General features: G+C 60.6%; 21 protein-coding genes. 11 read left to right on the top strand and 10 right to left on the bottom strand.

The window, feature by feature from the left end:
- Positions 1-394: 394 nt before the first annotated feature.
- Positions 395-574, top strand: a complete 180-nt coding sequence (locus QRN20_RS24765; protein ID WP_088234779.1) for a hypothetical protein — start codon at positions 395-397, stop codon at positions 572-574.
- Between the two features lie 68 nt (positions 575-642).
- Here QRN20_RS24765 and QRN20_RS24760 read toward each other — a convergent pair whose 3' ends face one another.
- The 5 genes from QRN20_RS24760 to cysM form a co-directional block, all read right to left on the bottom strand.
- A complete protein-coding gene (locus QRN20_RS24760) occupies positions 643-1,185 on the bottom strand; it encodes a DUF2058 domain-containing protein (RefSeq protein WP_285361463.1) in 543 nt (180 codons plus the stop codon).
- 26 nt (positions 1,186-1,211) lie between these two features.
- Entirely contained in the window at positions 1,212-2,045 is an 834-nt protein-coding gene (gene mazG, locus QRN20_RS24755; RefSeq protein ID WP_088234777.1) for a nucleoside triphosphate pyrophosphohydrolase, read from the bottom strand.
- A 75-nt stretch (positions 2,046-2,120) separates the two neighbouring features.
- Positions 2,121-4,364, bottom strand: coding sequence for a GTP diphosphokinase (gene relA, locus QRN20_RS24750; protein ID WP_025993800.1), 2,244 nt, complete (start codon positions 4,362-4,364; stop codon positions 2,121-2,123).
- Between the two features lie 157 nt (positions 4,365-4,521).
- Complete coding sequence (gene rlmD / locus QRN20_RS24745) at positions 4,522-5,877, bottom strand: 23S rRNA (uracil(1939)-C(5))-methyltransferase RlmD (protein ID WP_122501121.1); 1,356 nt, start codon at positions 5,875-5,877, stop codon at positions 4,522-4,524.
- Positions 5,877-6,779: a cysteine synthase CysM gene (cysM, locus tag QRN20_RS24740; RefSeq protein ID WP_057407955.1), complete on the bottom strand. Its 903-nt coding sequence runs from the start codon at positions 6,777-6,779 to the stop codon at positions 5,877-5,879. The genes rlmD and cysM overlap by 1 nt, the downstream gene beginning before the upstream one ends.
- 247 nt (positions 6,780-7,026) lie before the next feature.
- Between cysM and QRN20_RS24735 the strand changes: the two genes are divergently transcribed.
- From QRN20_RS24735 to QRN20_RS24720, 4 genes are all read left to right on the top strand, one after another.
- Positions 7,027-9,780 (top strand): response regulator, encoded by a 2,754-nt coding sequence (locus QRN20_RS24735; protein ID WP_058432041.1) that lies wholly within the window; start codon positions 7,027-7,029, stop codon positions 9,778-9,780.
- A 507-nt stretch (positions 9,781-10,287) separates the two neighbouring features.
- Positions 10,288-11,277, top strand: a complete 990-nt coding sequence (locus tag QRN20_RS24730) for a 2-hydroxyacid dehydrogenase (RefSeq protein WP_122509278.1) — start codon at positions 10,288-10,290, stop codon at positions 11,275-11,277.
- 45 nt (positions 11,278-11,322) lie between these two features.
- Entirely contained in the window at positions 11,323-11,760 is a 438-nt protein-coding gene (locus QRN20_RS24725; RefSeq protein ID WP_004884177.1) for a hypothetical protein, read from the top strand.
- Complete coding sequence (locus QRN20_RS24720; RefSeq protein WP_057407961.1) at positions 11,757-12,164, top strand: META domain-containing protein; 408 nt, start codon at positions 11,757-11,759, stop codon at positions 12,162-12,164. The genes QRN20_RS24725 and QRN20_RS24720 overlap by 4 nt, the downstream gene beginning before the upstream one ends.
- A 293-nt stretch (positions 12,165-12,457) precedes the next feature.
- On the opposite strand, the gene QRN20_RS24715 is transcribed toward QRN20_RS24720, so the two are convergent.
- Positions 12,458-12,925, bottom strand: a complete 468-nt coding sequence (locus QRN20_RS24715) for a TlpA family protein disulfide reductase (RefSeq protein WP_058432039.1) — start codon at positions 12,923-12,925, stop codon at positions 12,458-12,460.
- A gap of 131 nt (positions 12,926-13,056) precedes the next feature.
- On the opposite strand from QRN20_RS24715, the gene arsC reads away from it, so the two are divergent.
- The 4 genes from arsC to QRN20_RS24695 are packed head-to-tail and all read left to right on the top strand — an operon-like array spanning position 13,057 to position 15,131.
- Positions 13,057-13,410: an arsenate reductase (glutaredoxin) gene (gene arsC / locus QRN20_RS24710; RefSeq protein ID WP_004884183.1), complete on the top strand. Its 354-nt coding sequence runs from the start codon at positions 13,057-13,059 to the stop codon at positions 13,408-13,410.
- The gene (gene wrbA, locus QRN20_RS24705) at positions 13,407-14,012 is read left to right on the top strand and encodes an NAD(P)H:quinone oxidoreductase (protein WP_004884184.1); all 606 of its coding nucleotides are present in this window, start codon (positions 13,407-13,409) and stop codon (positions 14,010-14,012) included. The genes arsC and wrbA overlap by 4 nt, the downstream gene beginning before the upstream one ends.
- Positions 14,005-14,421 (top strand): DUF2069 domain-containing protein, encoded by a 417-nt coding sequence (locus tag QRN20_RS24700; RefSeq protein ID WP_122410118.1) that lies wholly within the window; start codon positions 14,005-14,007, stop codon positions 14,419-14,421. Before wrbA ends, QRN20_RS24700 begins: the two co-directional genes overlap by 8 nt.
- A 38-nt stretch (positions 14,422-14,459) precedes the next feature.
- The gene (locus QRN20_RS24695; protein WP_029242373.1) at positions 14,460-15,131 is read left to right on the top strand and encodes a DNA-3-methyladenine glycosylase I; all 672 of its coding nucleotides are present in this window, start codon (positions 14,460-14,462) and stop codon (positions 15,129-15,131) included.
- A gap of 6 nt (positions 15,132-15,137) precedes the next feature.
- Here QRN20_RS24695 and ttcA read toward each other — a convergent pair whose 3' ends face one another.
- The gene (ttcA, locus tag QRN20_RS24690) at positions 15,138-15,962 is read right to left on the bottom strand and encodes a tRNA 2-thiocytidine(32) synthetase TtcA (RefSeq protein ID WP_025993790.1); all 825 of its coding nucleotides are present in this window, start codon (positions 15,960-15,962) and stop codon (positions 15,138-15,140) included.
- A gap of 219 nt (positions 15,963-16,181) precedes the next feature.
- On the opposite strand from ttcA, the gene QRN20_RS24685 reads away from it, so the two are divergent.
- Complete coding sequence (locus QRN20_RS24685; RefSeq protein ID WP_004884193.1) at positions 16,182-16,781, top strand: Yip1 family protein; 600 nt, start codon at positions 16,182-16,184, stop codon at positions 16,779-16,781.
- Positions 16,782-16,902: 121 nt separating this feature from the next.
- A complete protein-coding gene (locus QRN20_RS24680) occupies positions 16,903-17,397 on the top strand; it encodes a SprT family zinc-dependent metalloprotease (protein ID WP_004884196.1) in 495 nt (164 codons plus the stop codon).
- 63 nt (positions 17,398-17,460) lie between these two features.
- Here the strand turns inward: QRN20_RS24680 and QRN20_RS24675 are convergent, their stop codons facing one another.
- The 3 genes from QRN20_RS24675 to QRN20_RS24665 all read right to left on the bottom strand — a co-directional run bounded on the left by QRN20_RS24675 (position 17,461) and on the right by QRN20_RS24665 (position 21,523).
- Positions 17,461-18,813, bottom strand: a complete 1,353-nt coding sequence (locus QRN20_RS24675) for a dicarboxylate/amino acid:cation symporter (protein WP_004884198.1) — start codon at positions 18,811-18,813, stop codon at positions 17,461-17,463.
- 689 nt (positions 18,814-19,502) lie between these two features.
- Positions 19,503-20,849 carry an ATP-binding protein gene (locus QRN20_RS24670; protein ID WP_004887298.1) on the bottom strand — a complete coding sequence of 449 codons (1,347 nt, stop codon included), beginning with the start codon at positions 20,847-20,849 and terminating at the stop codon, positions 19,503-19,505.
- The gene (locus QRN20_RS24665; RefSeq protein ID WP_004887300.1) at positions 20,846-21,523 is read right to left on the bottom strand and encodes a response regulator; all 678 of its coding nucleotides are present in this window, start codon (positions 21,521-21,523) and stop codon (positions 20,846-20,848) included. The genes QRN20_RS24670 and QRN20_RS24665 overlap by 4 nt, the downstream gene beginning before the upstream one ends.
- Positions 21,524-21,541: the final 18 nt, after the last annotated feature.

The following is a 21,541-nucleotide window of genomic DNA, read 5'->3' as shown; positions in this document are numbered from 1 at the left end:
ACCCACGTCGCAATCGGCGGTGTCCGCACTATCGCGCAAAAAAGCACGGCAGTGCTGCTGTCTCACTGGAGAGCCAGGTGACTTGTGTATAACGATGAGCGCTCTGCGTGGGAATGCCTCTCGGGACGCTCCGCGTCCGCACCAGCAGACAACACCGTTTGTGGCAGTTGTACCCGCCACCGGGACACATGAAAAATCCTTCATTTAATCAATACTTGGCCGCAGCCCGCGTGTTTCTAGGGCTGCAGCGCAGCGGTTAATTTCTGACCGACCCGGAACCTGAACGGGCTATTTACTTAGCCTGCTAACGGATCCTATAAAAGAGTCCTGCGACACATCGCCGCAGTATCCAGAGGCCTAACCATCAAGGCTGCCAAAGTCAGGAGCTAACACTATGACTGTCAGAGTTACTGAACGCGACGACGCCCACCTCTCTCACGAAGCCGTTGCCGACGGCATTCAGATCTGGGACGTGCATCAACAGGATCAACTGGTCGGCATGTTTCACATAGAATCCGAAGCCTATCAGTATAAAGAAGAGCTGGAAGCGCTGGAAAGCCAGGGCAACCATTGACCGCAATTTCAGAATCGTAAAATGACAAAACCCGCTCAAGGCGGGTTTTGTCATGCTGGCGAAGAGGCTTACCACATCAGGTCGTCAGGCACCTGATAGGCCGCGTACGGGTCGTCCACATCCGGCGCTTCGGTCGGGGTGTTGAGCAACACAATGCGGCGTGGATCGCGCTCCTGGATCTTCAGCGCTGCTTCACGCGGAATGATCTCGTAACCGCCACCGTGGTGGACGATGGCCAGCGAGCCGCTGCTGAGTTTGTTTCGCACCAGCGCGTTGACCGAGATGCGCTTGACCTTCTTGTCATCGACGAAGTTGTAGTAATCCTCGGTAGTCAGCTTGGGCAGACGCGAGGCCTCGATCAGTTGCTTGACCTGAGCGGCACGGGCCTTCTGCTCGACCTTCTCCTGCTGCTGACGATTGAGTTCCTGATCGCGCTTGACCTTCTCGGCCAGCGCTTCCTGAGCCGCGCGCTTCTGCGAGTCATCGACCTGAGCCTGGCCCTTGTGCACCAGACGCTGCTCTTTCTGCTTTTCCTTGCCGACCTGCTTGGCCTGCTTCTGGTTGACCAGACCTGCCTTGAGCAACTGGTCGCGAAGTGAAATACCCGCCATCTCTTTTCTCTCTCTTAAACAACCACTCAGCCGCAGCGGGGTGCGTTTTTTTCCTGACGTTTGGCTTCGCCCCACAACGCGTCCATGTCTTCGAGGCTGCATTCCTCGATGGGTCGCTGGGCGTGGCGCAACGCCTGTTCAATAAATCGGAAGCGTCTGTCGAACTTGCTGTTGGCCGAGCGTAACGCAGTTTCCGGGTCGACTTTAAGGTGCCGGGCCAGATTCACCACAACAAACAGCAGATCGCCGATTTCTTCGGCAATGCCGTCAGCGTCATTATCGACCATTGCCTCAAGCACTTCATCGAGTTCTTCGCGCACCTTGTCGACCACCGGCAAGGCGGCAGGCCAGTCGAAGCCGACCTGAGCGGCGCGTTTCTGCAGCTTGGTGGCGCGGCTCAGCGCAGGCAGCGCAACAGGCACGTCGTCGAGCAGGGACAACTGCTCGGGCGCGGACGACTTTTCTGCACGCTCCTGGGCCTTGATTTCATCCCAGCGCCGATTAACCTCTTGGTCCGTCAGGCGTGGCGTTTCCATGGGCGCATACAGCTCGCCGGTCGGAAACACATGCGGATGACGGCGCAGCAGCTTGCGGACAATGCCATCGACTACGCCCTCGAATTCGAAGCGCCCTTCTTCCCTGGCCAGGTGGGCGTAGAACACCACCTGAAACAGCAGGTCGCCCAGCTCGCCCTGAAGCTGATCGAAGTCACCCTGCTCAATGGCGTCGGCCACTTCGTAGGCTTCTTCCAGCGTGTGCGGGACGATGGTGGCGTAGGTCTGCTTCAGATCCCAAGGGCAGCCGTACTGCGGATCGCGCAGCCGGGCCATGAGGTGCAGGAGGTCTTCAAGTGTGTGCATTGCAAAATCTCTGTTACCGCGATGTCGCCACTGTCCGGCATACCGTCGGACAGTGGCGACTATGGAAGCCTTGAATCAGGGCGTCCGGTTACGGCGCGTCTCGATGATGTTCGGCAACTGGGAAATACGCCCCAGCAACCGTCCCAGCGCGTCCAGACCCGGAATCTCGATGGTCAGCGACATCAGCGCGGTGTTGTCTTCCTTGTTCGAGCGAGTATTGACCGCCAGCACGTTGATCCGCTCGTTGAGCAGCACCTGAGTCACGTCACGCAACAGACCGGAACGGTCGTAGGCGCGGATGATGATGTCCACCGGATAGGTGAGCACCGGCACCGGCCCCCAGCTGACCTGAATGATCCGCTCGGGTTCGCGCCCGCCCAGTTGCAGCACCGAGGCGCAATCCTGCCGGTGAATGCTCACCCCGCGCCCCTGAGTGATGTAACCGACGATGGCATCGCCCGGCAGCGGCTGGCAGCAGCCGGCCATCTGGGTCATCAGGTTGCCCACGCCCTGAATCTGAATATCGCCACGCTTGCCCGGCTTGTAGCCCGTAGCCTTGCGCGGAATCAGCTCCAGCTGCTCGTTCATGCGATCCGGTTCGACCTGCTGCTGAGCCAGGTTGACCAGTTGCGCCAGACGCAGATCACCGGCACCGAGCGCGGCGAACATGTCGTCGGCGGTCTTGTGATTGGCCTTGTCGGCGAGCTTGTCGAAATCGACCTGCGGCAGTGCCAGACGCGCCAGTTCGCGCTCGAGCAGGGTTCTGCCGGCGGCGACGTTCTGGTCGCGCGCCTGCAGCTTGAACCAGTGAACGATCTTGGCCCGCGCCCGCGACGTGGTGATGTAACCCAGGTTCGAGTTCAGCCAGTCGCGGCTCGGTGTGCCGTGCTTGCTGGTGATGATCTCGACCTGCTCACCGGTCTGCAGGCTGTAGTTGAGCGGCACGATCCGGCCGTTGATCTTCGCACCACGGCAGTTGTGGCCGATCTCGGTGTGGACCCGATAAGCGAAGTCCAGCGGCGTTGCGCCCTTGGGCAGGTCAATGGCGTGACCGTCAGGCGTGAAGACGTAGACCCGGTCCGGTTCGATATCGACCCGCAACTGATCAGCCAGCCCGCCGATGTCGCCCAGTTCTTCATGCCATTCCAGCACTTGACGCAGCCAGGAGATTTTCTCTTCGTAATGGTTGGAGCCGGATTTGACGTCCGTGCCCTTGTAGCGCCAGTGCGCGCAGACGCCCAGTTCGGCCTCTTCATGCATCGAATGCGTACGGATCTGGACTTCCAGCACCTTGCCTTCCGGCCCGATGACCGCAGTGTGCAGCGAGCGGTAGCCGTTTTCCTTGGGGTTGGCGATGTAGTCGTCGAACTCCTTGGGAATGTGCCGCCACAGGGTGTGCACGATGCCCAGCGCGGTGTAGCAGTCGCGCATTTCCGGGACCAGCACGCGCACCGCACGCACGTCATAGATCTGGCTGAACGCCAGGCCCTTGCGCTGCATTTTGCGCCAGATGGAATAGATGTGTTTGGCACGGCCGCTGATATCGGCAGTGACGCCGGTGGCCAGCAGTTCGTTTTCCAGCTGGGACATGACGTCGCTGATGAACCGCTCGCGGTCCAGACGACGCTCGTGCAACAGCTTGGCGATCTGCTTGTACTGGTCAGGCTCAAGGTAGCGGAAAGACAGGTCTTCCAGCTCCCACTTGATGTGCCCGATACCCAGGCGGTGAGCCAGCGGCGCATAGATGTCGAAGACTTCCCGCGCCACGCGGTTGCGCTTTTCGTCGTCGGCGTTCTTCACCGCACGAATCGCGCAGGTGCGCTCGGCGAGCTTGATCAGTGCGACGCGCACGTCATCGACCATCGCCACCAGCATCTTGCGCAGGTTCTCGACCTGAGCCTGACTGCCCAGCACCAGCGACTGGCGCGGACTGAGACTGGCACTGATCGCCGCCATGCGCAGCACGCCGTCGATCAGTTTGGCCACTGTGGCACCAAACTGCTGCTCGACATCCGGCAGCGGAATCACGCCTTCGCGCACGCCCCGGTAAATGACCGCTGCGACCAGCGAGTCCTGATCCAGCTTGAGGTCAGCCAGGATCTCCGCGATTTCCAGACCGGTCTGGAAACTGGAGGTGCCGTCTGCCCAGTGATTCTTCAGTGCCTTGTCGTTCTGCTCGGCTTGCCGGGCGAACTCACAGGCCTTTTTCATGACTTCCCGGTCCAGGACCAGGTCGACGCTGACAATATGATCAAGCCATGCGTCGAGGTTGATGCTGCCGTCTGTGTTTATCGGCTGGTGCGCTCTCACCTGTACCATGCTGCTTACCTTCCCTACGGCGCGATGAATAGCGCCATCAGTCGCCAGCCTTCTGAGCGAATGCCACTTGCCGGGCAAGCAAGGACCGGCATTCGCGGGCCAGTCGGATTAAATGAGATTCCCTGTCAGCCGCTGATTCGATCCAATGAACCGCTGCTCACTTACTCATTTCAAATAAAGCCATCGCCTCGACATGCGCCGTCTGAGGAAACATATCGAGTATTCCGGCACGTTTTAAACGGTAGCCCTGATTGACCAATTCGACCGTATCACGAGCCAAAGTTGCCGGGTTGCATGACACATAGAGCAACCGCCGGGCGCCTGTTTTTCCGATCTGGCGCACCACTTCGAATGCACCGTCACGCGGTGGGTCCAAGAGTACCGCAGAAAACCCCTCGGCTGCCCAACTCGCGTTCGTCAGCGGCTGCGAAAGATCCGCCTGAAAAAACGCCACATTGCGCAGATCATTACTCACCGCGTTTGCCGCCGCACGTTCGACCATAGTCGCAACGCCCTCGACGGCGACCACTTCCTTCGCCAGCCCTGCCAGCGGCAAGGCAAAATTGCCGAGGCCGCAGAACAGGTCCATTACCCTTTCATCGGCCGCAGGTGCCAACCACTCCAGCGCCTGTTCGATCATCGCGGTATTGACCTGCGCGTTGACCTGAATGAAATCCCCCGGACGCCAGTCCAGTTGCAGGTTCCAGGGCGCCAGGCGATAGCCCAGTTGATCGTCCGGGTTCGCCGGTTGCGGATCGCCCTCACCGTGCAGCCACAACTGCGCGCCGTGCTCTGCGCAGAATGCCTCGAGAATCGCCAGGTCCGCCTCGGCCAGCGGCGCGGTATGGCGCAGCAGGACCGCCGTGGCAGAACCACTGAACAGCTCGACATGCCCCAACGCCTGAGGTTTGCTCAGGCTGCGCAGCATCGTCGGCAGTTGCGTCATGATCGGTTGCAAGGCCTGTACCAGCACCGGACATTCCTCGATACCGACGATGTCCTGACTGGCCGTTGCCCGGAAGCCGACGTCCAGCCGTTTGGCCTTAACGTCCCAGCGCACGGCGACTCGCGCACGTCTGCGGTAGGCCAGTTCGGAACCGGTCAGCGGCGCCGCCCACTCCTGAGGAGCCACGTTGGCTACACGCAGAAGCTGCTCGGCAAGCATGCGCTGTTTCAGGGCAAGCTGTTCGTCATGAGGCACATGTTGCACGCTGCAGCCCCCGCAACGCCCGAAGTGCTTGCACAGGGGCGCACGGCGCATTTCGCTGGCAGTGAACACACGCTCGGTGCGCGCTTCGACGACCTTGCCGCGTGCATTGAGCACCCGCGCTTCAACCTCTTCGCCCGCCAGACTGCCGGTGACGAACCAGGTTCTACCTTCCAGAAATGCGATACCACGCCCGTCATCCGACAGGCGTTCGATGGTCAGGCGCTGCTTTTTACCGACAGGCACCTGCACGGATTTGACGCCTCCAGTCGGCTGGAAGCGCAACCCTCTCTCATGCTTGGCCATCAGTTGGGCGCGTCGTAGATGCCAGTCGACAGGTAACGGTCGCCTCGGTCACAGATGATTGCCACGATCACGGCGTTTTCGACTTCGCGGGAAATACGCAGCATGCCTGCCACCGAGCCACCGGACGACACACCGCAGAAGATACCTTCTTCGCGGGCCAGTCGACGCATGGTGTCTTCGGCTTCGGTCTGGCCCATGTCGATGATACGGTCGACGCGATCGGCCTGATAAATCTTCGGCAGGTACTCGTAGGGCCAGCGACGGATGCCAGGAATGGATGCGCCTTCCATCGGCTGCAGACCGACGATCTGCACCTCGGGATTCTGCTCCTTGAGGTAGCGCGACGTGCCCATGATGGTGCCGGTCGTACCCATGGAACTGACGAAGTGCGTGACCGTACCGCCCGTCTGACGCCAGATTTCCGGACCGGTGGAGGTGTAATGCGCCTCCGGATTGTCACCGTTGGCGAACTGATCCAGCACCTTGCCGCGACCTTCGGTCTGCATGCGCTCGGCCAGATCACGGGCACCTTCCATGCCTTCTTCCTTGCTGACCAGAATCAGCTCGGCACCGTAGGCTGTCATTGCAGCCTTGCGCTCGGCGCTGGAGTTGTCCGGCATGATCAGAATCATGCGGTAACCCTTGATCGCGGCAGCCATGGCCAGCGCGATACCAGTATTGCCGGAAGTGGCTTCGATCAGGGTGTCACCGGCGTGGATCTGGCCGCGAAGTTCCGCGCGGGTGATCATCGACAGCGCAGGACGGTCTTTCACCGAGCCGGCCGGATTGTTACCTTCAAGCTTCAACAAGAGGGTATTGCTGGTGTTACCCGCCATGCGTTGCAGACGCACGAGCGGGGTGTTGCCGACGCAATCGGCAATGGTTTGATACTGCAGGGTCATGGCGTATTCGCAATCCAGACTGCGGGGGCGCCTATCATAACGGCAAACGCTCAAACCCCATATCACGCAAAGTGCACGACCTATAACTGAAACGCATAACGAGACCTGTGCAATTGCGTGCATCTGGCCCGCAATACTAATGTGCCCACTCTGCCGTTAAATGGCTAAACTCATCCCCTCGTGCCGATAGGGCCAGGCGACTGCTGCCTGAAATCGACGGACTGATACCGGTTGCTGGAGAAAGAGCGTGCTGAACAAGCTGGGTATAAAAGGCCGCGTACTGCTATTGACTATTCTGCCCGCCAGCCTGATGGCGGCGGTGCTGGGTGGCTATTTCACCTGGATGCAGCTGTACGAGCTGCAAAGCCAGCTGTTGCAGCGCGGCGAGATGATTGCGCAGGATCTGGCACCGCTGTCGGCCAATGCGCTGGGTCGCAAGGACAGGATCCTGCTTACGCGCATCGCGACCCAGACCCTTGAACAAGCCGACGTGCGCGCCGTGTCGTTCCTGGACACCGACCGCAGCGTACTCGCCCATGCCGGGCCGACCATGATCAGCCCCTCGCCCATCGGCAGCAGCACCCAATTGCTCAACTCGTCCGGCAATGACGCCACGCGCTATCTGCTGCCGGTGTTCGGTCATCAGCGTCACCTGACCAGTCCGATCATCCCCGCCGAAGCCGACACACTGCTGGGCTGGGTCGAACTGGAAATATCCCACAACGGTACGCTGTTGCGAGGCTATCGCAGCCTGTTCGCCAGCCTGCTGCTGATTTTCACCGGACTGGCCTTCACGGCCATTCTGGCGGTGCGCATGAGCCGCACCATCAACGGTCCGCTGAGCCAGATCAAGCAGGCCGTGTCGCAGTTGAAGGATGGCAACCTGGAGACGCGCCTGCCACCGTTGGGCAGCCGCGAACTGGATGAACTCGCTTCCGGCATCAACCGCATGGCGGCGACCCTGCAGAATGCACAGGAAGAACTGCAGATGAGCATCGATCAGGCGACCGAGGACGTCAGGCAGAATCTGGAAACCATCGAAATCCAGAACATCGAACTGGATCTGGCGCGTAAGGAAGCGCTCGAAGCCAGCCGGATCAAATCCGAGTTCCTGGCCAACATGAGCCACGAAATCCGCACGCCGCTCAACGGCATTCTGGGCTTCACCCACTTGCTGCAGAAAAGCGAACTCACCCCGCGCCAGTACGATTACCTGGGCACCATCGAAAAATCCGCCGACAACCTGCTGAGCATCATCAACGAGATTCTCGACTTCTCGAAGATCGAGGCCGGCAAGCTGGTGCTGGACAACATTCCGTTCAACCTGCGGGACCTGCTGCAGGACACCCTGACCATTCTTGCCCCGGCCGCCCACGCCAAACAGCTGGAGCTGGTCAGTCTGGTGTACCGCGATACGCCTCTGGCGCTGTCGGGCGACCCGCTGCGACTGCGGCAGATCCTGACCAATCTGGTCAGCAACGCGATCAAGTTCACCCGTCAGGGCACGATTGTCGCCCGCGCCATGCTTGAGGAGGAAACCGAAGAGCACGCGCAACTGCGCATCAGCGTGCAGGACACTGGCATTGGTCTGTCGAGCCAGGATGTACGGGCGCTGTTTCAGGCCTTCAGCCAGGCCGACAATTCCATTTCCCGGCAACCGGGTGGCACCGGCCTCGGTTTGGTGATTTCCAAACGTCTGATCGAGCAGATGGGGGGCGAGATCGGCGTCGACAGCACGCCGGGCGAGGGTTCGGAGTTCTGGATCAGCCTCAACCTGCCCAAGGCGCGCGAGGACAGGGAAGAAACCGCCAATCAGGCTCTGGAAGGCCTGCGTGCGGCGGTGCTGGAACATCACGATCTGGCGCGGCAGGCGCTGGAACATCAACTGGAAGACTGCGGACTGCAGACCGTGGTCTTCAACAATCTGGAGAACCTGCTCAACGGCGTGACCGCAGCGCATGAAACGCCGCAGGCCATCGACCTGGTGGTGCTGGGCGTGACAGCGCTGGAGATTTCGCCAGAACGGCTGCGCCAACACATCTGGGACCTGGAAAACCTCAACTGCAAGGTGATGGTTTTGTGCCCGACCACCGAGCATGCGTTGTTCCAGATGTCGGTGCATGATGTGTACACCCAGTTGCAGGCCAAACCGGCGTGCAACCGCAAATTGCAGAAGGCGCTATCCGAACTGATCGCACCACGGGCCGTTCGCACCGATGTCGCCCTGCCCCTGTCGAGCCGCGCGCCGCGTGTACTGTGCGTCGACGACAACCCGGCCAACCTGTTGCTGGTGCAGACTCTGCTCGAAGACATGGGCGCCGAGGTCGTGGCGGTGGACGGCGGTTACGCGGCGGTCAGCGCGGTGCAGCAGGAAGCGTTCGATCTGGTGTTGATGGACGTGCAGATGCCGGGCATGGATGGCTGTCAGGCCACCGAAGCGATTCGCGCGTGGGAGACCGAGCGCAATCAGACCTCGCTGCCGATTGTCGCCCTCACCGCCCACGCCATGGCCAATGAAAAACGCTCGCTGCTGCAAAGCGGCATGGACGACTACCTGACCAAGCCGATCAGCGAACGGCAACTGGCGCAGGTGGTGCTCAAGTGGACCGGGCTGGCGCTGCGTAATCCGATACCGGAACGCCAGACCGAAAGCTCCAACGCCCACGTCGGCCCCTTGGTGCTCGATCACGAAGAAGGGCTGCGTCTGGCGGCTGGCAAACCCGATCTGGCGGCGGACATGCTGGCCATGTTGCTGGCCTCGCTGGACGCCGACCGCGAAGCCATTCGGGCGGCGCGTGCCAACGACGATATTCAAGGCCTCATCGAACGCGTCCACCGCCTGCACGGCGCGACGCGCTACTGCGGTGTTCCGCAACTGCGCACCGCCTGCCAGCGCGCCGAAACCCTGCTCAAACAGAACGCACCGCACACCGAAGACGCGCTGGACGACCTGGACAAGGCCATTACCCGCCTTGAGGCTGAAGCGCGGGTAACGGCTTGATTATTAAGAAACTTTTATCTTCCCCACGCTCCGCGCTCATTGTTATACACAAGTCAGCCTCAACACTGATCGTGCCCATCGCTCTGCGTGGGCATGCATCCCGTGACGCTCCGCGTCACAAATGGCACAGACTGAGGATTCAGTGAGCCGAGCGCATGACGCGGATAACGCTGGAGCGTGGGCAGACATCTGCGCCACATTCGAGAGCGGACGCGGAGCGTCCTGGGAGGCATTCCCACGCAGAGCGTGGGAACGATCAGCGTGATCTCAAGCACGCCGATCATGCCCATGCTTGTGCTCAGCGTTACACCCGAGTCTCGCTGCGACCAAGGGGTATGCATTCAGTCAGTCAGTTTCGTTTTGGCCCCCGTTTTGCGCGTCTTGCGGACTTGTGTATAACGATGAGCGCTCCGCGTGGGAACGCAGCTCAGGACGCTCCGCGTCCCAGGCAAGCACCGCAATATCTGCGTGAACAATCAAGTTTTGATTCCGCAAAAGGACCTTCCAATGCGTGTACTCATCTACAGCAGCCAGGAATACGACCGCGCCAGCTTCCTCGCCGAGCGCCTGCCGGACGGACTGGAACTGAGCTTCCAGCCCGCTCGCCTGACCATCGAGACCGCCGCACTGGCCGAAGGTCATGAGGTGGTCTGTGCGTTCATCAATGATGACCTGAGCGCCCCGATACTGGAACGACTGGCGGCGGGCGGCACACGGCTGATCGCCCTGCGCTCGGCCGGCTTCAATCATGTGGACCTGCCGACTGCCCTGCGTCTGGGGCTGAGCGTGGTGCGGGTTCCGGCCTATTCGCCACATGCCGTGGCCGAACATGCAGTGGCGCTGATCCTGTCGCTCAACCGTCACTTGCACCGTGCCTGCAATCGCACCCGCGACGGCGATTTCAGCCTGCACGGCCTGACCGGCTTCGATCTGGTCGGCAAGACCGTCGGGGTCGTCGGCACCGGGCAGATCGGCGCGACCTTCGCGAAAATCATGGCCGGGTTCGGCTGCAAATTGCTCGCCCATGACCCCTTCCCCAATCCCGAGGTTGAAGCCTTGGGCGCGCAATACCTGAGCTTGCCCGACCTGCTGGCCCAGGCGCAGATCATCAGCCTGCATTGCCCGCTGACCGAGCAGACTCGCTACCTGATCAACGAACAGTCGCTGGCGACCCTGCAACCCGGCGCGATGCTGATCAATACCGGACGTGGCGCACTGGTGGAAACCCCCGCGCTGATCAATGCCCTCAAGACCGGTCAACTGGGTTATCTGGGGCTGGATGTGTACGAAGAGGAGGCCCAGCTGTTTTTCGCCGACCGTTCCGACCTGCCGCTGCAGGACGACGTGCTGGCGCGGCTGCTGACCTTCCCCAATGTGATCGTCACCGCGCATCAGGCATTCCTGACCAAGGAAGCGCTGGGTGCCATCGCCCACACCACACTGGACAACATCGTCGCCTGGTCGGCAGGCACGCCGCAGAATCGGGTAGAGGGTTAACCTCGCGTCGCTGCGTGTTAGGATGCGCGCAATTTTGGAGGACCCATGGTCGAACACGATTTCCGCTACAGCATGCTCAACCCGCAACACACCCTGACCGAGTGCCGCACACTGGGGCCTGGTCGCTACCAGGTCACCGGCAACGGCGGCTCGATCCACAACAACGACCAGTTGCTGGTGACCATCAAGGGCAGCAAAAGCCTTTATATGCGCCTGACGGTCGAAAAAGTCCGGCACCTGATCAACCCGGCCGGCCAATGGGTCGCCGTTGCACACGGCCCGGTATTCGACGAACTGGCGATCCACGAGTGGCAGGTCCATTGCGACAGCTGCAACGCCGAGTTGAAGTTCGAATTCATGGTCGAGAGCAAGCTGGGCGTCAAGGCGCAGAAACCTGCTGCCACTGCACGCATTGCAGAGCTGGGCTGGAAAACCGAAGGCGAGAAGCACCTCTGCAGGAAGTGCCAGGGGCAGGCGGCATGAAACAGTTTTTGCTGGCAAGCCTGATCGGTAGCGCAGTGTTGGCGGGTTGCTCGACGCAAGCGCCTGCCATTCGGCAGGATCAGAGTTACGTGATGGAATGGATCGGCGAACGTCCGTTGATCGACAACAGCCGCCTGACCATGACCCTGGGTGCCGACGGCCGCGCCTACGGCAATGCCGGGTGCAACCACTGGTTTGCGCCCTACAGCCTGCGCGACGGCACCATCAGCTTCGGCGCCTTGGGCAGAACCCGCAAGATGTGCGCACCGGCGCTGATGGAACAGGAAGAACGCTTCCTGAAATCCATGTCCAGCGTCCAGCGCTGGGACATCTCGCCGATCCAGCAACTGCGCCTGTGGCCCGCCGAAGGCAAGCCGTTGCGGTTCTGGCTGGAAGAGAGCTGATAAGACTGCGGCGACCCCACCACCGCTGGACGCAGAGCGTCCCAAGAGGCATTCCCACGCAGAGCGTGAGGAACGATCACCGTCAGTACGCTGATCGTGCCCATGCTCTGAGGAACGATCAGTGATATCCCACGCGCTGATCGTGCCCATGCTCCGCGTGGGTATGCAGCCCGGGACGCTCCGCGTCCCATTGGGTCAGGCGCCAGAAGTTTTACTGACTCACCACTGCTGGACGCGGAGCGTCCCAATAGGCATTCCCACGCAGAGCGTGCGGAACGATCAACCGCGGAGAATCACCCTTCCCCGCGCAATGTCTTGAGCTTCTGCATCACGGTGGCGGCGGATTGCTCGCCCAGCAACTGCTCACGCATCTTGCCCTTGTCGTCGATGATGTAGGTCACCGGCAGCGCTTCGGAAGGTGGCAGGTCGTAGTGCTCGGCCGGGTCCTGTGCCAGTACGGTGAATTTGATGCCCAGAGCGTTCGCGGCCTTTTTCAGCTCGTCGCCCTGCAGGTTGTCGAAGTTGACGCCCAGCACCGTGACCTTCTTGTCCTTCAATTGCTCGGACAACTGATTGAATTCCGGGATTTCCACGCGGCACGGACCACACCATTCGGCCCAGTAGTTCACCACCAGCCAATGACCGTCAATCCGGTCGCTGGCGACCTTCTGGCCGTTCTGGTCCATGCCCAGATCCGCGCCACATCCGCTGAGCAGCATACTGCCGACAAGTGCCACCGCTGCTGCCAATCGCCTAACCATCTGTGCTTCCTTCCTCGACTCTGAAGACCGGTTACTTATGACCCGAATACGACTATTGACCGCCCGATATGTCGAACAGTGCCGTCGCGTGGGTAGAATACGCGTCACTCCCTGCAAGATGCGACCTGCAAATGACCGATCTGACGCTGTATCACAACCCGCGCTGCACCAAATCCCGCGGCGCGCTGGAACTGCTTCAGGCCCGCGGCCTGAGTCCCGACGTCGTCCTGTACCTGGAAACCCCACCGGATGCCGCCCAACTGCGCGAACTTCTCGGCAAGCTGGGCATCAGCGCGCGACAACTGCTGCGCACCGGTGAGGATGACTACAAGCAGTTGAACCTGGCCGACGCGAGTCTGAGCGACGAACAACTGATCGCCGCCATGGCCGCCCATCCGAAACTGATCGAACGGCCGATTCTGGTCGTTGGCGACAAGGCCGTCATTGGCCGCCCACCCGAGAACGTTCTGGAGCTATTGCCGTGAGCACGCCCTACATTCTGGTTCTGTATTACAGCCGAAACGGCTCTACCAGCGAGATGGCCCGCCAGATCGCCCGCGGCATCGAGATGGGCGGCATGGAAGCTCGGCTGCGCACCGTTCCAGCCATCTCCGCCGACTGCGAAGCGACCGCGCCGAGCATTCCGGAAAACGGCGCGCTGTACGCGACCCTCGATGACCTCAAGCACTGCTCGGGCCTGGCGCTGGGCAGCCCGACCCGCTTCGGCAACATGGCCGCGCCGCTCAAGTATTTCCTCGATGGCACCAGCAATCTGTGGCTGACCGGCGCACTGGTCGGCAAGCCTGCCGGCGTGTTCACGTCCACCGCCAGCCTGCACGGCGGTCAGGAAACCACGCTGATGTCGATGCTGCTGCCGCTGCTGCACCACGGCATGCTGGTGATGGGCCTGCCGTACAGCGAGTCGGCGCTGCTGGAAACCACGGGCGGCGGCACGCCTTACGGCGCAAGCCATCACGCCGGTGCCGACGGCAAACGCCCGCTGGACCGCCACGAAACCGATCTGTGTCGCGCACAGGGCCAGCGTCTGGCGAAAATCGCCCTGCAACTGGACACCCCGCGTGGCTAAAACGCCCAAGGCGCTACCGGCCAGGGAATGGCTGGAGTCGCGGGTGCGTTTCAGTCGGGCAGCGAGCCTGATCGGTTTTCTGGGCATGATCGCGCTGCTGTCGGTGTATTACCTGATATTCGCTGATCTGCACGGTGCACGACCGGGCGTGATTCTGGCCATCGAATTGCTGCCCTTGCTGATCCTTGTGCCGGGCATGCTCAGCGGCAGTCCACGCGGCCATTCGTGGACCTGCTTTGTGATCAACCTGTACTTCATCAAGGGCGCACTCGCCGCTTTTGACCCGAATCGCTGGCTGTTCGGCCTGCTGGAAATGGCACTCAGCGTCGCGGTGTTCATCAGCACGCTGCTCTACGTACGCTGGCGCTTTCAGCTAAACCGCAAACTTGCAGCGCCGCCGCAGGTCTGAAGCCTCGACCTGCCTTTTGACTGTCCTTTGGAGAACCGATGCACGATTACAAATGGCTGAACGAGTACTGCCTGAACCGTTTCGGCTCCGCCAAAGCACTGGAAGCCCACCTGCCAACCCCCAAGACACCGAAACAACTCCAAGCCATCGGCGCCGACCGCTACCTGTCGACCCTGGCCTTGCGCGTGTTTCGTGCAGGCCTCAAGCACAGTCTGGTGGACTCAAAGTGGCCCGCGTTCGAAGAGGTGTTCTTTCGCTTCGATCCGGAAAAAGTCGTGCTGATGGGGGCCGATCACCTGGAACGTCTGATGCAGGACGCGCGCATCATTCGCCATCTGGGCAAACTCAAGAGCGTGCCGCGCAACGCGCAGCTGATTCTGGACATCGAGCAGGAACACGGCAGTTTCGGCCAGTTCATCGCCCAGTGGCCGGTCGATAACATCACCGGCCTCTGGCAATACCTGGCCAAGCACGGCAACCAGATGGGCGGACTGTCCGCGCCACGCTTCCTGCGCATGGTCGGCAAGGACACCTTCATTCCCAGCTACGACGTCGTCGCGGCGCTGAACGCACAGAACCTCGTTGACCGGGTGCCGACCAGCAAACGCGATCAGGCCATCGTGCAGGACGCGTTCAATCAGTGGCACGCCGAAAGCGGCAGACCGATGTGCCAGCTGTCAGCCATGCTGGCGTTCACGGTCAACCACTGATCACGCTCAGATATTGACCACATTGACGAACCGCGAGGCGGCGGTTTCGTCGATGCGCAGGTTGGTGAAGTCGAACAGATTGCGATCCGCCAGCTGCGAAGGCTGCACGTTCTGAAGGGCGCGGAAGATGCTTTCGGTACGGCCGGGCGTCTTGCGCTCCCAGTCCTGAAGCATCTCCTTGACCACCTGACGCTGCAGGTTTTCCTGGGAGCCGCACAGGTTGCACGGAATGATCGGGAACGCCTTGAGATCCGAATACGCCTGAATGTCTTTCTCGTGGCAGTACGCCAGCGGGCGTATCACCACATTGCGACCGTCGTCGGCGCGTAGCTTGGGCGGCATGGCCTTAAGCGAGCCGTTGAAGAACATGTTGAGGAAGAAGGTCTCGACGATGTCGTCACGATGATGACCCAGCGCCATCTTGGTCGCGCCAATCTCGTCGGCGAAGGTGTACAGCGTGCCGCGACGCAGACGTGAGCACAGGGAACAGGTGGTCTTGCCTTCCGGCACCAGTTCCTTGACCACCGAGTAAGTGTCCTTCTCGACGATGTGGTATTCGACGCCCAGCTCTTTCAGGTAGGCCGGCAACACATGCTCGGGAAAGCCCGGCTGCTTCTGGTCCATGTTCACGGCGACGATGTCGAACTTCACCGGCGCGACTTTCTGCAGATGCATCAGCACATCGAGCATGGTGTAGCTGTCCTTGCCACCGGACAGGCAGACCATGACCTTGTCACCCTCTTCAATCATGTTGAAGTCGGCAACCGCTTCGCCGGCCAGCCGACGCAGGCGTTTCTGCAGTTTGTTCTGATTGACTGAAAGGGTGCCCATGTACTGGTGGTATCCGCTGACGATGACAGTGAGAAAAGGCGGCCATTTTACGCAAAACCGTGAGCGGGTTAAACAATGGACGCGTGCCTGATGTTCAGCACCTCACGCTATTAACAGAGTCCGGGCAATCGCCAAACGCTCTAAGCCTTGGGTTCTATCGACAGCTCAGGTTTCTATACTGGTTCATGAAGCCGAATCCGAACATCAAGGAGTACGCTCATGATCCATCACGTCTGGGGCCTGTTCACGCACCCCGACCAGGAATGGAAGCAGATCCGCAGCGAGGATGAGTCCATCGGCCACCTGTACCTTTCGCACACGCTGATTCTGGCGGCGATCCCGGTGGTTTCCGCCTACATAGGCACCACGCAGGTAGGCTGGGTGATCGGCGAGCGGCCACCGGTCATGCTCACCCATGGCAGCGCTATCTGGATGGCGATCATGTCTTACGTTTCCATGCTGGCAGGTGTGGCGGTCATGGGCAGTTTCATTCACTGGATGGCACGCACCTACGACGCCACGCCCACCCTCGCGCAGTGCATCGCGTTCGCCACCTACACCGCCACGCCGCTGTTCTTCGGCGGACTGGCAGCACTTTACCCGCACCTGTGGCTCGGCATGGTGGCCGGGACTGCAGCGGTCTGTTATACGGTCTATCTGCTTTACGTCGGCCTGCCGACCTTCATGAACATAGCCTCGGAAGAGGGGTTCATGTTCTCCAGTTCCGTGCTGTCGGTCGGTCTGGTGGTGCTGGTCGCAATCATGGCTTTTACCGTGGTGCTGTGGGGCATCGGAATAGGTCCGGAATACACCAATTGAGCAGGAGCTGAGCGGGTCTGTTGCAGTGCAGACCCGTCTATGTAAATGACCACCGGGCGGCTGACGTTTTCAGCCGGCCTCCACATTACGGCATACTTGGCGCATTGGAGAGCCACACAGCATGCCCGAGCAACTCAATTCCCGCGTCGAAACCTGTTACCAACAAGCCGAAGCCTTCTTCAAACGCACGTTCAAACGCCCGGTCGTCAGCTTCAAGCTGCGCGGTCAGAAGGCAGGCGTTGCCCATCTGCATGAAAATCTGCTGCGCTTCAATCCGCAGCTGTATCAGGAAAACGCCGAAGACTTTCTGCGCCAGACCGTGCCGCACGAAGTCGCGCACCTGATCGCCCACCAGCTGTTCGGCGGCAGCATCCAGCCGCACGGCGAAGAGTGGCAGTTGATCATGCGCGGCGTGTACGAACTGCCGCCCAACCGTTGCCATACCTACGCCGTCAAGCGCCGCAGCGTGACGCGCTATATCTATCGCTGCCCGTGCGCCGACAGCGACTTCCCCTTCACCGCCCAGCGCCACAGCATGGTCAGCAAAGGCAGACGCTACCTGTGCAGACGCTGCCGTCAGACGCTGGTGTTCAGCGGCGAGACCCGAACCGAGTAACTGCTGCTGAAATGCAGGCATAAAAAAACCCATCCGAAGATGGGTTTTTTCATGGCCTGATGATCAGACGGTTTTGCCGGTGTTCACAGCGTTGGCTGGAGTCGGGCCTTCAGCGACGCCCAGGTCGTCTTCAGGACGGGTTTCCAGGATCGCGGAACCACCGGAGGTCAGCTCGGACTGCAACTTGTCGGTGTCCAGCTCGCCTACCCACTTGGCAACCACAACGGTGGCAACGGCGTTACCGACCAGGTTGGTCAGGGCGCGGGCTTCTGACATGAAGCGGTCGATACCCAGGATCAGCGCCAGACCGGCAACCGGCAGGTGGCCGACAGCCGACAGGGTGGCAGCCAGAACGATGAAGCCGCTACCGGTCACGCCAGCAGCACCCTTGGAGGACAGCAGCAGGACCAGCAACAGGGTGATCTGGTGTGTGATGTCCATATGGGTGTTGGTCGCCTGAGCGATGAACACGGCCGCCATGGTCAGGTAGATCGAAGTACCGTCCAGGTTGAACGAGTAGCCCGTCGGGATAACCAGACCTACGACCGACTTCTTGGCGCCCAGACGCTCCATCTTGATCAGCATGCGCGGCAGGGCCGATTCAGACGAAGACGTACCCAGTACGATCAGCAGTTCTTCACGGATGTAGCGAATCAGTTTGAAGACGCTGAAGCCGTGAGCGCGGCAGATGGCGCCCAGTACCAGCACCACGAACAGTACGCAGGTGATGTAGAAGCAGATCATCAACTGACCCAACTGCACCAGCGAGCTCACGCCGTAGGCACCGATGGTGAAGGCCATGGCACCGAACGCGCCGATTGGCGCCAGCTTCATGATCATGTTGATGATGTTGAACATCACGTGAGCGAAGCGATCGATGAAGTCCAGCACGGGCTTGCCGTAGGCACCCAGGCGATGCAGGGCGAAACCGAAGATCACCGAGAACATCAGCACTTGCAGGATATCGCCGTTGGCGAATGCGCCGACGATGGTGTTCGGAATGACGTTGAGGATAAAGCCGACGATGCTCTGGTCCTGACCAGCCGTCACGTAAGCAGCAATCTTGGAGGCGTCGAGGGTGCTGACGTCGATGTTCATGCCGGCGCCCGGCTGAACCACGTTCACAACGATCAGGCCGATCAACAGGGCGATGGTCGAAACGATTTCGAAGTACAGCAATGCGTAACCACCGGTCTTGCCGACCGACTTCATGTTCTGCATGCCGGCGATGCCGCTGACAACGGTACAGAAGATGATCGGGGCGATGACCATCTTGATCAGCTTGATGAACCCGTCACCCAGCGGCTTGAGGGCCTTGCCGGTGTCAGGGTAGAAGTGGCCGATCAGGATACCGATGACAATCGCTACGATTACCTGGAAATAGAGAGATTTGTAGATGGGCTGACGAGTCGTCATTGCAGTTATCCTCAAGGGCGTCGTCGGCATCTTCACCGGATGCACGCGAGCCTATAAAGCGCTAACCCTCCTGCATTGGAGGGATTTGTTTTGTCGAGCTGCGCGGGGCAGACCTCTACAGGTTAGATAGCAATAGGCGTGCCATGCAGGCAAAAGGACATCAACGCCACGTATTACAAGGGCGCTGGGGTAACGATAGCCGGAAACCGGAAAAAGAGATGGCGGTTTTCCGCCGTATTGAGCTGAAAACCGGGCTTCAGTGGCGGGTATCCGCCTGCCGTAGCAGGTACGGGAGCGTCCTGAGCGGCGTTACCACGCAGGAGCGCTCATCGTTATGCACAAATCCGCCTCACCACTGATCGTGCCCTTCACTCCGCGTGGGCATGCATCCCGTGACGCTCTGCGTCACAAATGGCACAGATTGCGGATTCAGTGAGCCGAGCGCATGACATGGATAACGCTGGAGCTTGGTCACGCATCTGCGCCACATTCAAGAGCGGACGCGGAGCGTCCTGGGCGGCATTCCCACGCGGAGCGTAGGAACGATCAGCGTGATCTCAAGCGCCGGCGATGCAGGCGACCCGGTATTTCAGGAAAATCGCGTCATCGTTCATCGCCGGCAAGCCGCCTCCCACAGGTTGGTATTGCGCACCCGCCCGTGACGCAGAGCGTCACATTCAGCCCCACACCTACTCCGCCATGAAGTGAATCCTGAACGCTGCGCCGCCCAGAGGCGAATCGTCCAGCGTGAGTTGTGCGCTGTAGCTTTCGATGATGTCCTTGACCACGGCCAGGCCGATGCCCTGCCCCGGATTCTGGCGATCGAGACGTTCGCCGCGTTCGAGGATGCGAGCCCGCTGGTACTGAGGAACGCCGGGACCGTCGTCTTCGATGCACAGCTCGTCGCCGGACGCCGATGCGCTAAAGCTGACGCGCACTTCACTCAGGCACAGTCGGTAGGCGTTTTCCAACAGGTTGCCGAGCATTTCCAGCAGTGCGCCCTCTTCCATGTGCACCTGACAATCCTCGGGCAGGTCCAGCGTGACCTTGACCCGCTTGTCGCGGTACACCTTGTCCAGCGTGTTGCACAGGCTTTCGATCACCGGCCGCAGCATCACGTGATGACGCACCAGCCCGCTCTTGCGCAGGCTGGCGCGCTGCAGTTGATAGCCGATCTGCTGGCTCATGCGCTCGATCTGCGATTGCAGCACGCGGGCCTGCTCGACATCTTCGGGACGTTTGGCAATGTTTTCACTGACCCCCTGCAAGACCGCCAACGGGGTTTTCAGGCTGTGGGCCAGATCGCCCAGGGAATCGCGATAGCGTGCCCGTTGCTCGCGTTCGCTGCGCAACAGGCGGTTGAGGGAATCGGTCAGACGCAGCAGTTCACTGGGGTGTTTTTCGCTCAGGCTGTCGCGCTCGCCGGCTTCCACCTGATCAAGCTCGTGACTCAGTCCCCTCAGGGCACGCAAGCCCCAGGTCAGGCCGCCCCACAACAATCCAAGCAACACCAGCAAGGCCGCGCCGAACCCCAGATAGAGCTTCTGACGCAAATTGTTGACGGTTTCCTGATAACCGCGCAATGGTTGCACGGCGACGATACTGAACGCGGCATTGCGGCCACCCAGCAGGCGAATCTCGACGTCGTAGACGAAATACTCGTCGCCGTTGATTTCCTTGATCTTGGTGAACTGACTGCCCTGCCCGTCATAGTTGGGGTGGTAGTCGATGTCCAGGTCCTCGGTGGACAGCGAGCGCCAGACCATCTGCCCCTGACGGTTATAGATGTAGCCCATCAGGCGGCTGCCCGGCAGGTTGAACTGCTCGCCCGGCAGCACCGACGGCATCAACAGATGATCGTCCTCGACACGCGCCGCAGAAATCATCGTGGTCACGTCCGACGCCAGCCGCTGCTCGATGGCGCCGCGCAACGCCAGGCTGAAGCCGCTCTGCAACGCAGGCAGCATCAACAGCATGAAGATGATCGCCAGCGTCACAGCGCCCAGCATCAGGCGCAGGCGAAGCGAGCGAATCACGTACAGCGCTCAGTGAACAGATAGCCCATGCCGCGTACGGTTTCGATGGGTTTGAAGGCCATGTTGCTGTCCAGCTTGCGACGCAGACGACCCACCAGCACTTCGATCACATTCGGATCGCGCTCGTCATCGTCGGGGTACAGCTGTTCCATCAATCGCTCCTTGGGCACCACCTGCTGATGATGAAGCATCAGGTACTCAAGAATCCGGTACTCGTAGGCCGTGAGCGCGAGCGGCTGCTCGGACAGCGCCGCCTGCTTGCGGTTGAGGTCCAGCAGTAGCGGCCCGGCAGTGATGGTGGACTGAATGAAACCGCTTGAACGCCGCAGCAAGGCGTTGAGCCGCGCATCCAGCTCTTCGAACTGAAACGGTTTGACCACGTAGTCGTCGGCGCCGGCAGCCAGACCTTCGACCTTGTCCTGCCAATTGCCGCGCGCGGTCAGGATCAGGATCGGAAAAGACTTGCCCAGGGTGCGCAACTGACGAATCAGGTCCAGACCGCCGATGCCGGGCAGACCCAGGTCGATCACGGCCAGATCATGATTGAACTGCCCGACCTGATACAGCGCCTCTTCGGCATTGGCTACCGCTTCGACCACATGCCCCGCTTCGGTCAGACGGGTCCGCAGGTGATGCCGCAATAACGCTTCATCCTCAACCACCAACAACTTCATGCAGCCCTCCCAGGCACA

It is taken from the genome of Pseudomonas sp. fls2-241-TYG-175 (assembly GCF_030209155.1).
Taxonomy (GTDB): domain Bacteria; phylum Pseudomonadota; class Gammaproteobacteria; order Pseudomonadales; family Pseudomonadaceae; genus Aquipseudomonas; species Aquipseudomonas viridiflava.
The sequence above is the reverse complement of the archived record's forward strand: the minus strand, read 5'-3'. Positions and strand labels throughout refer to the sequence as shown.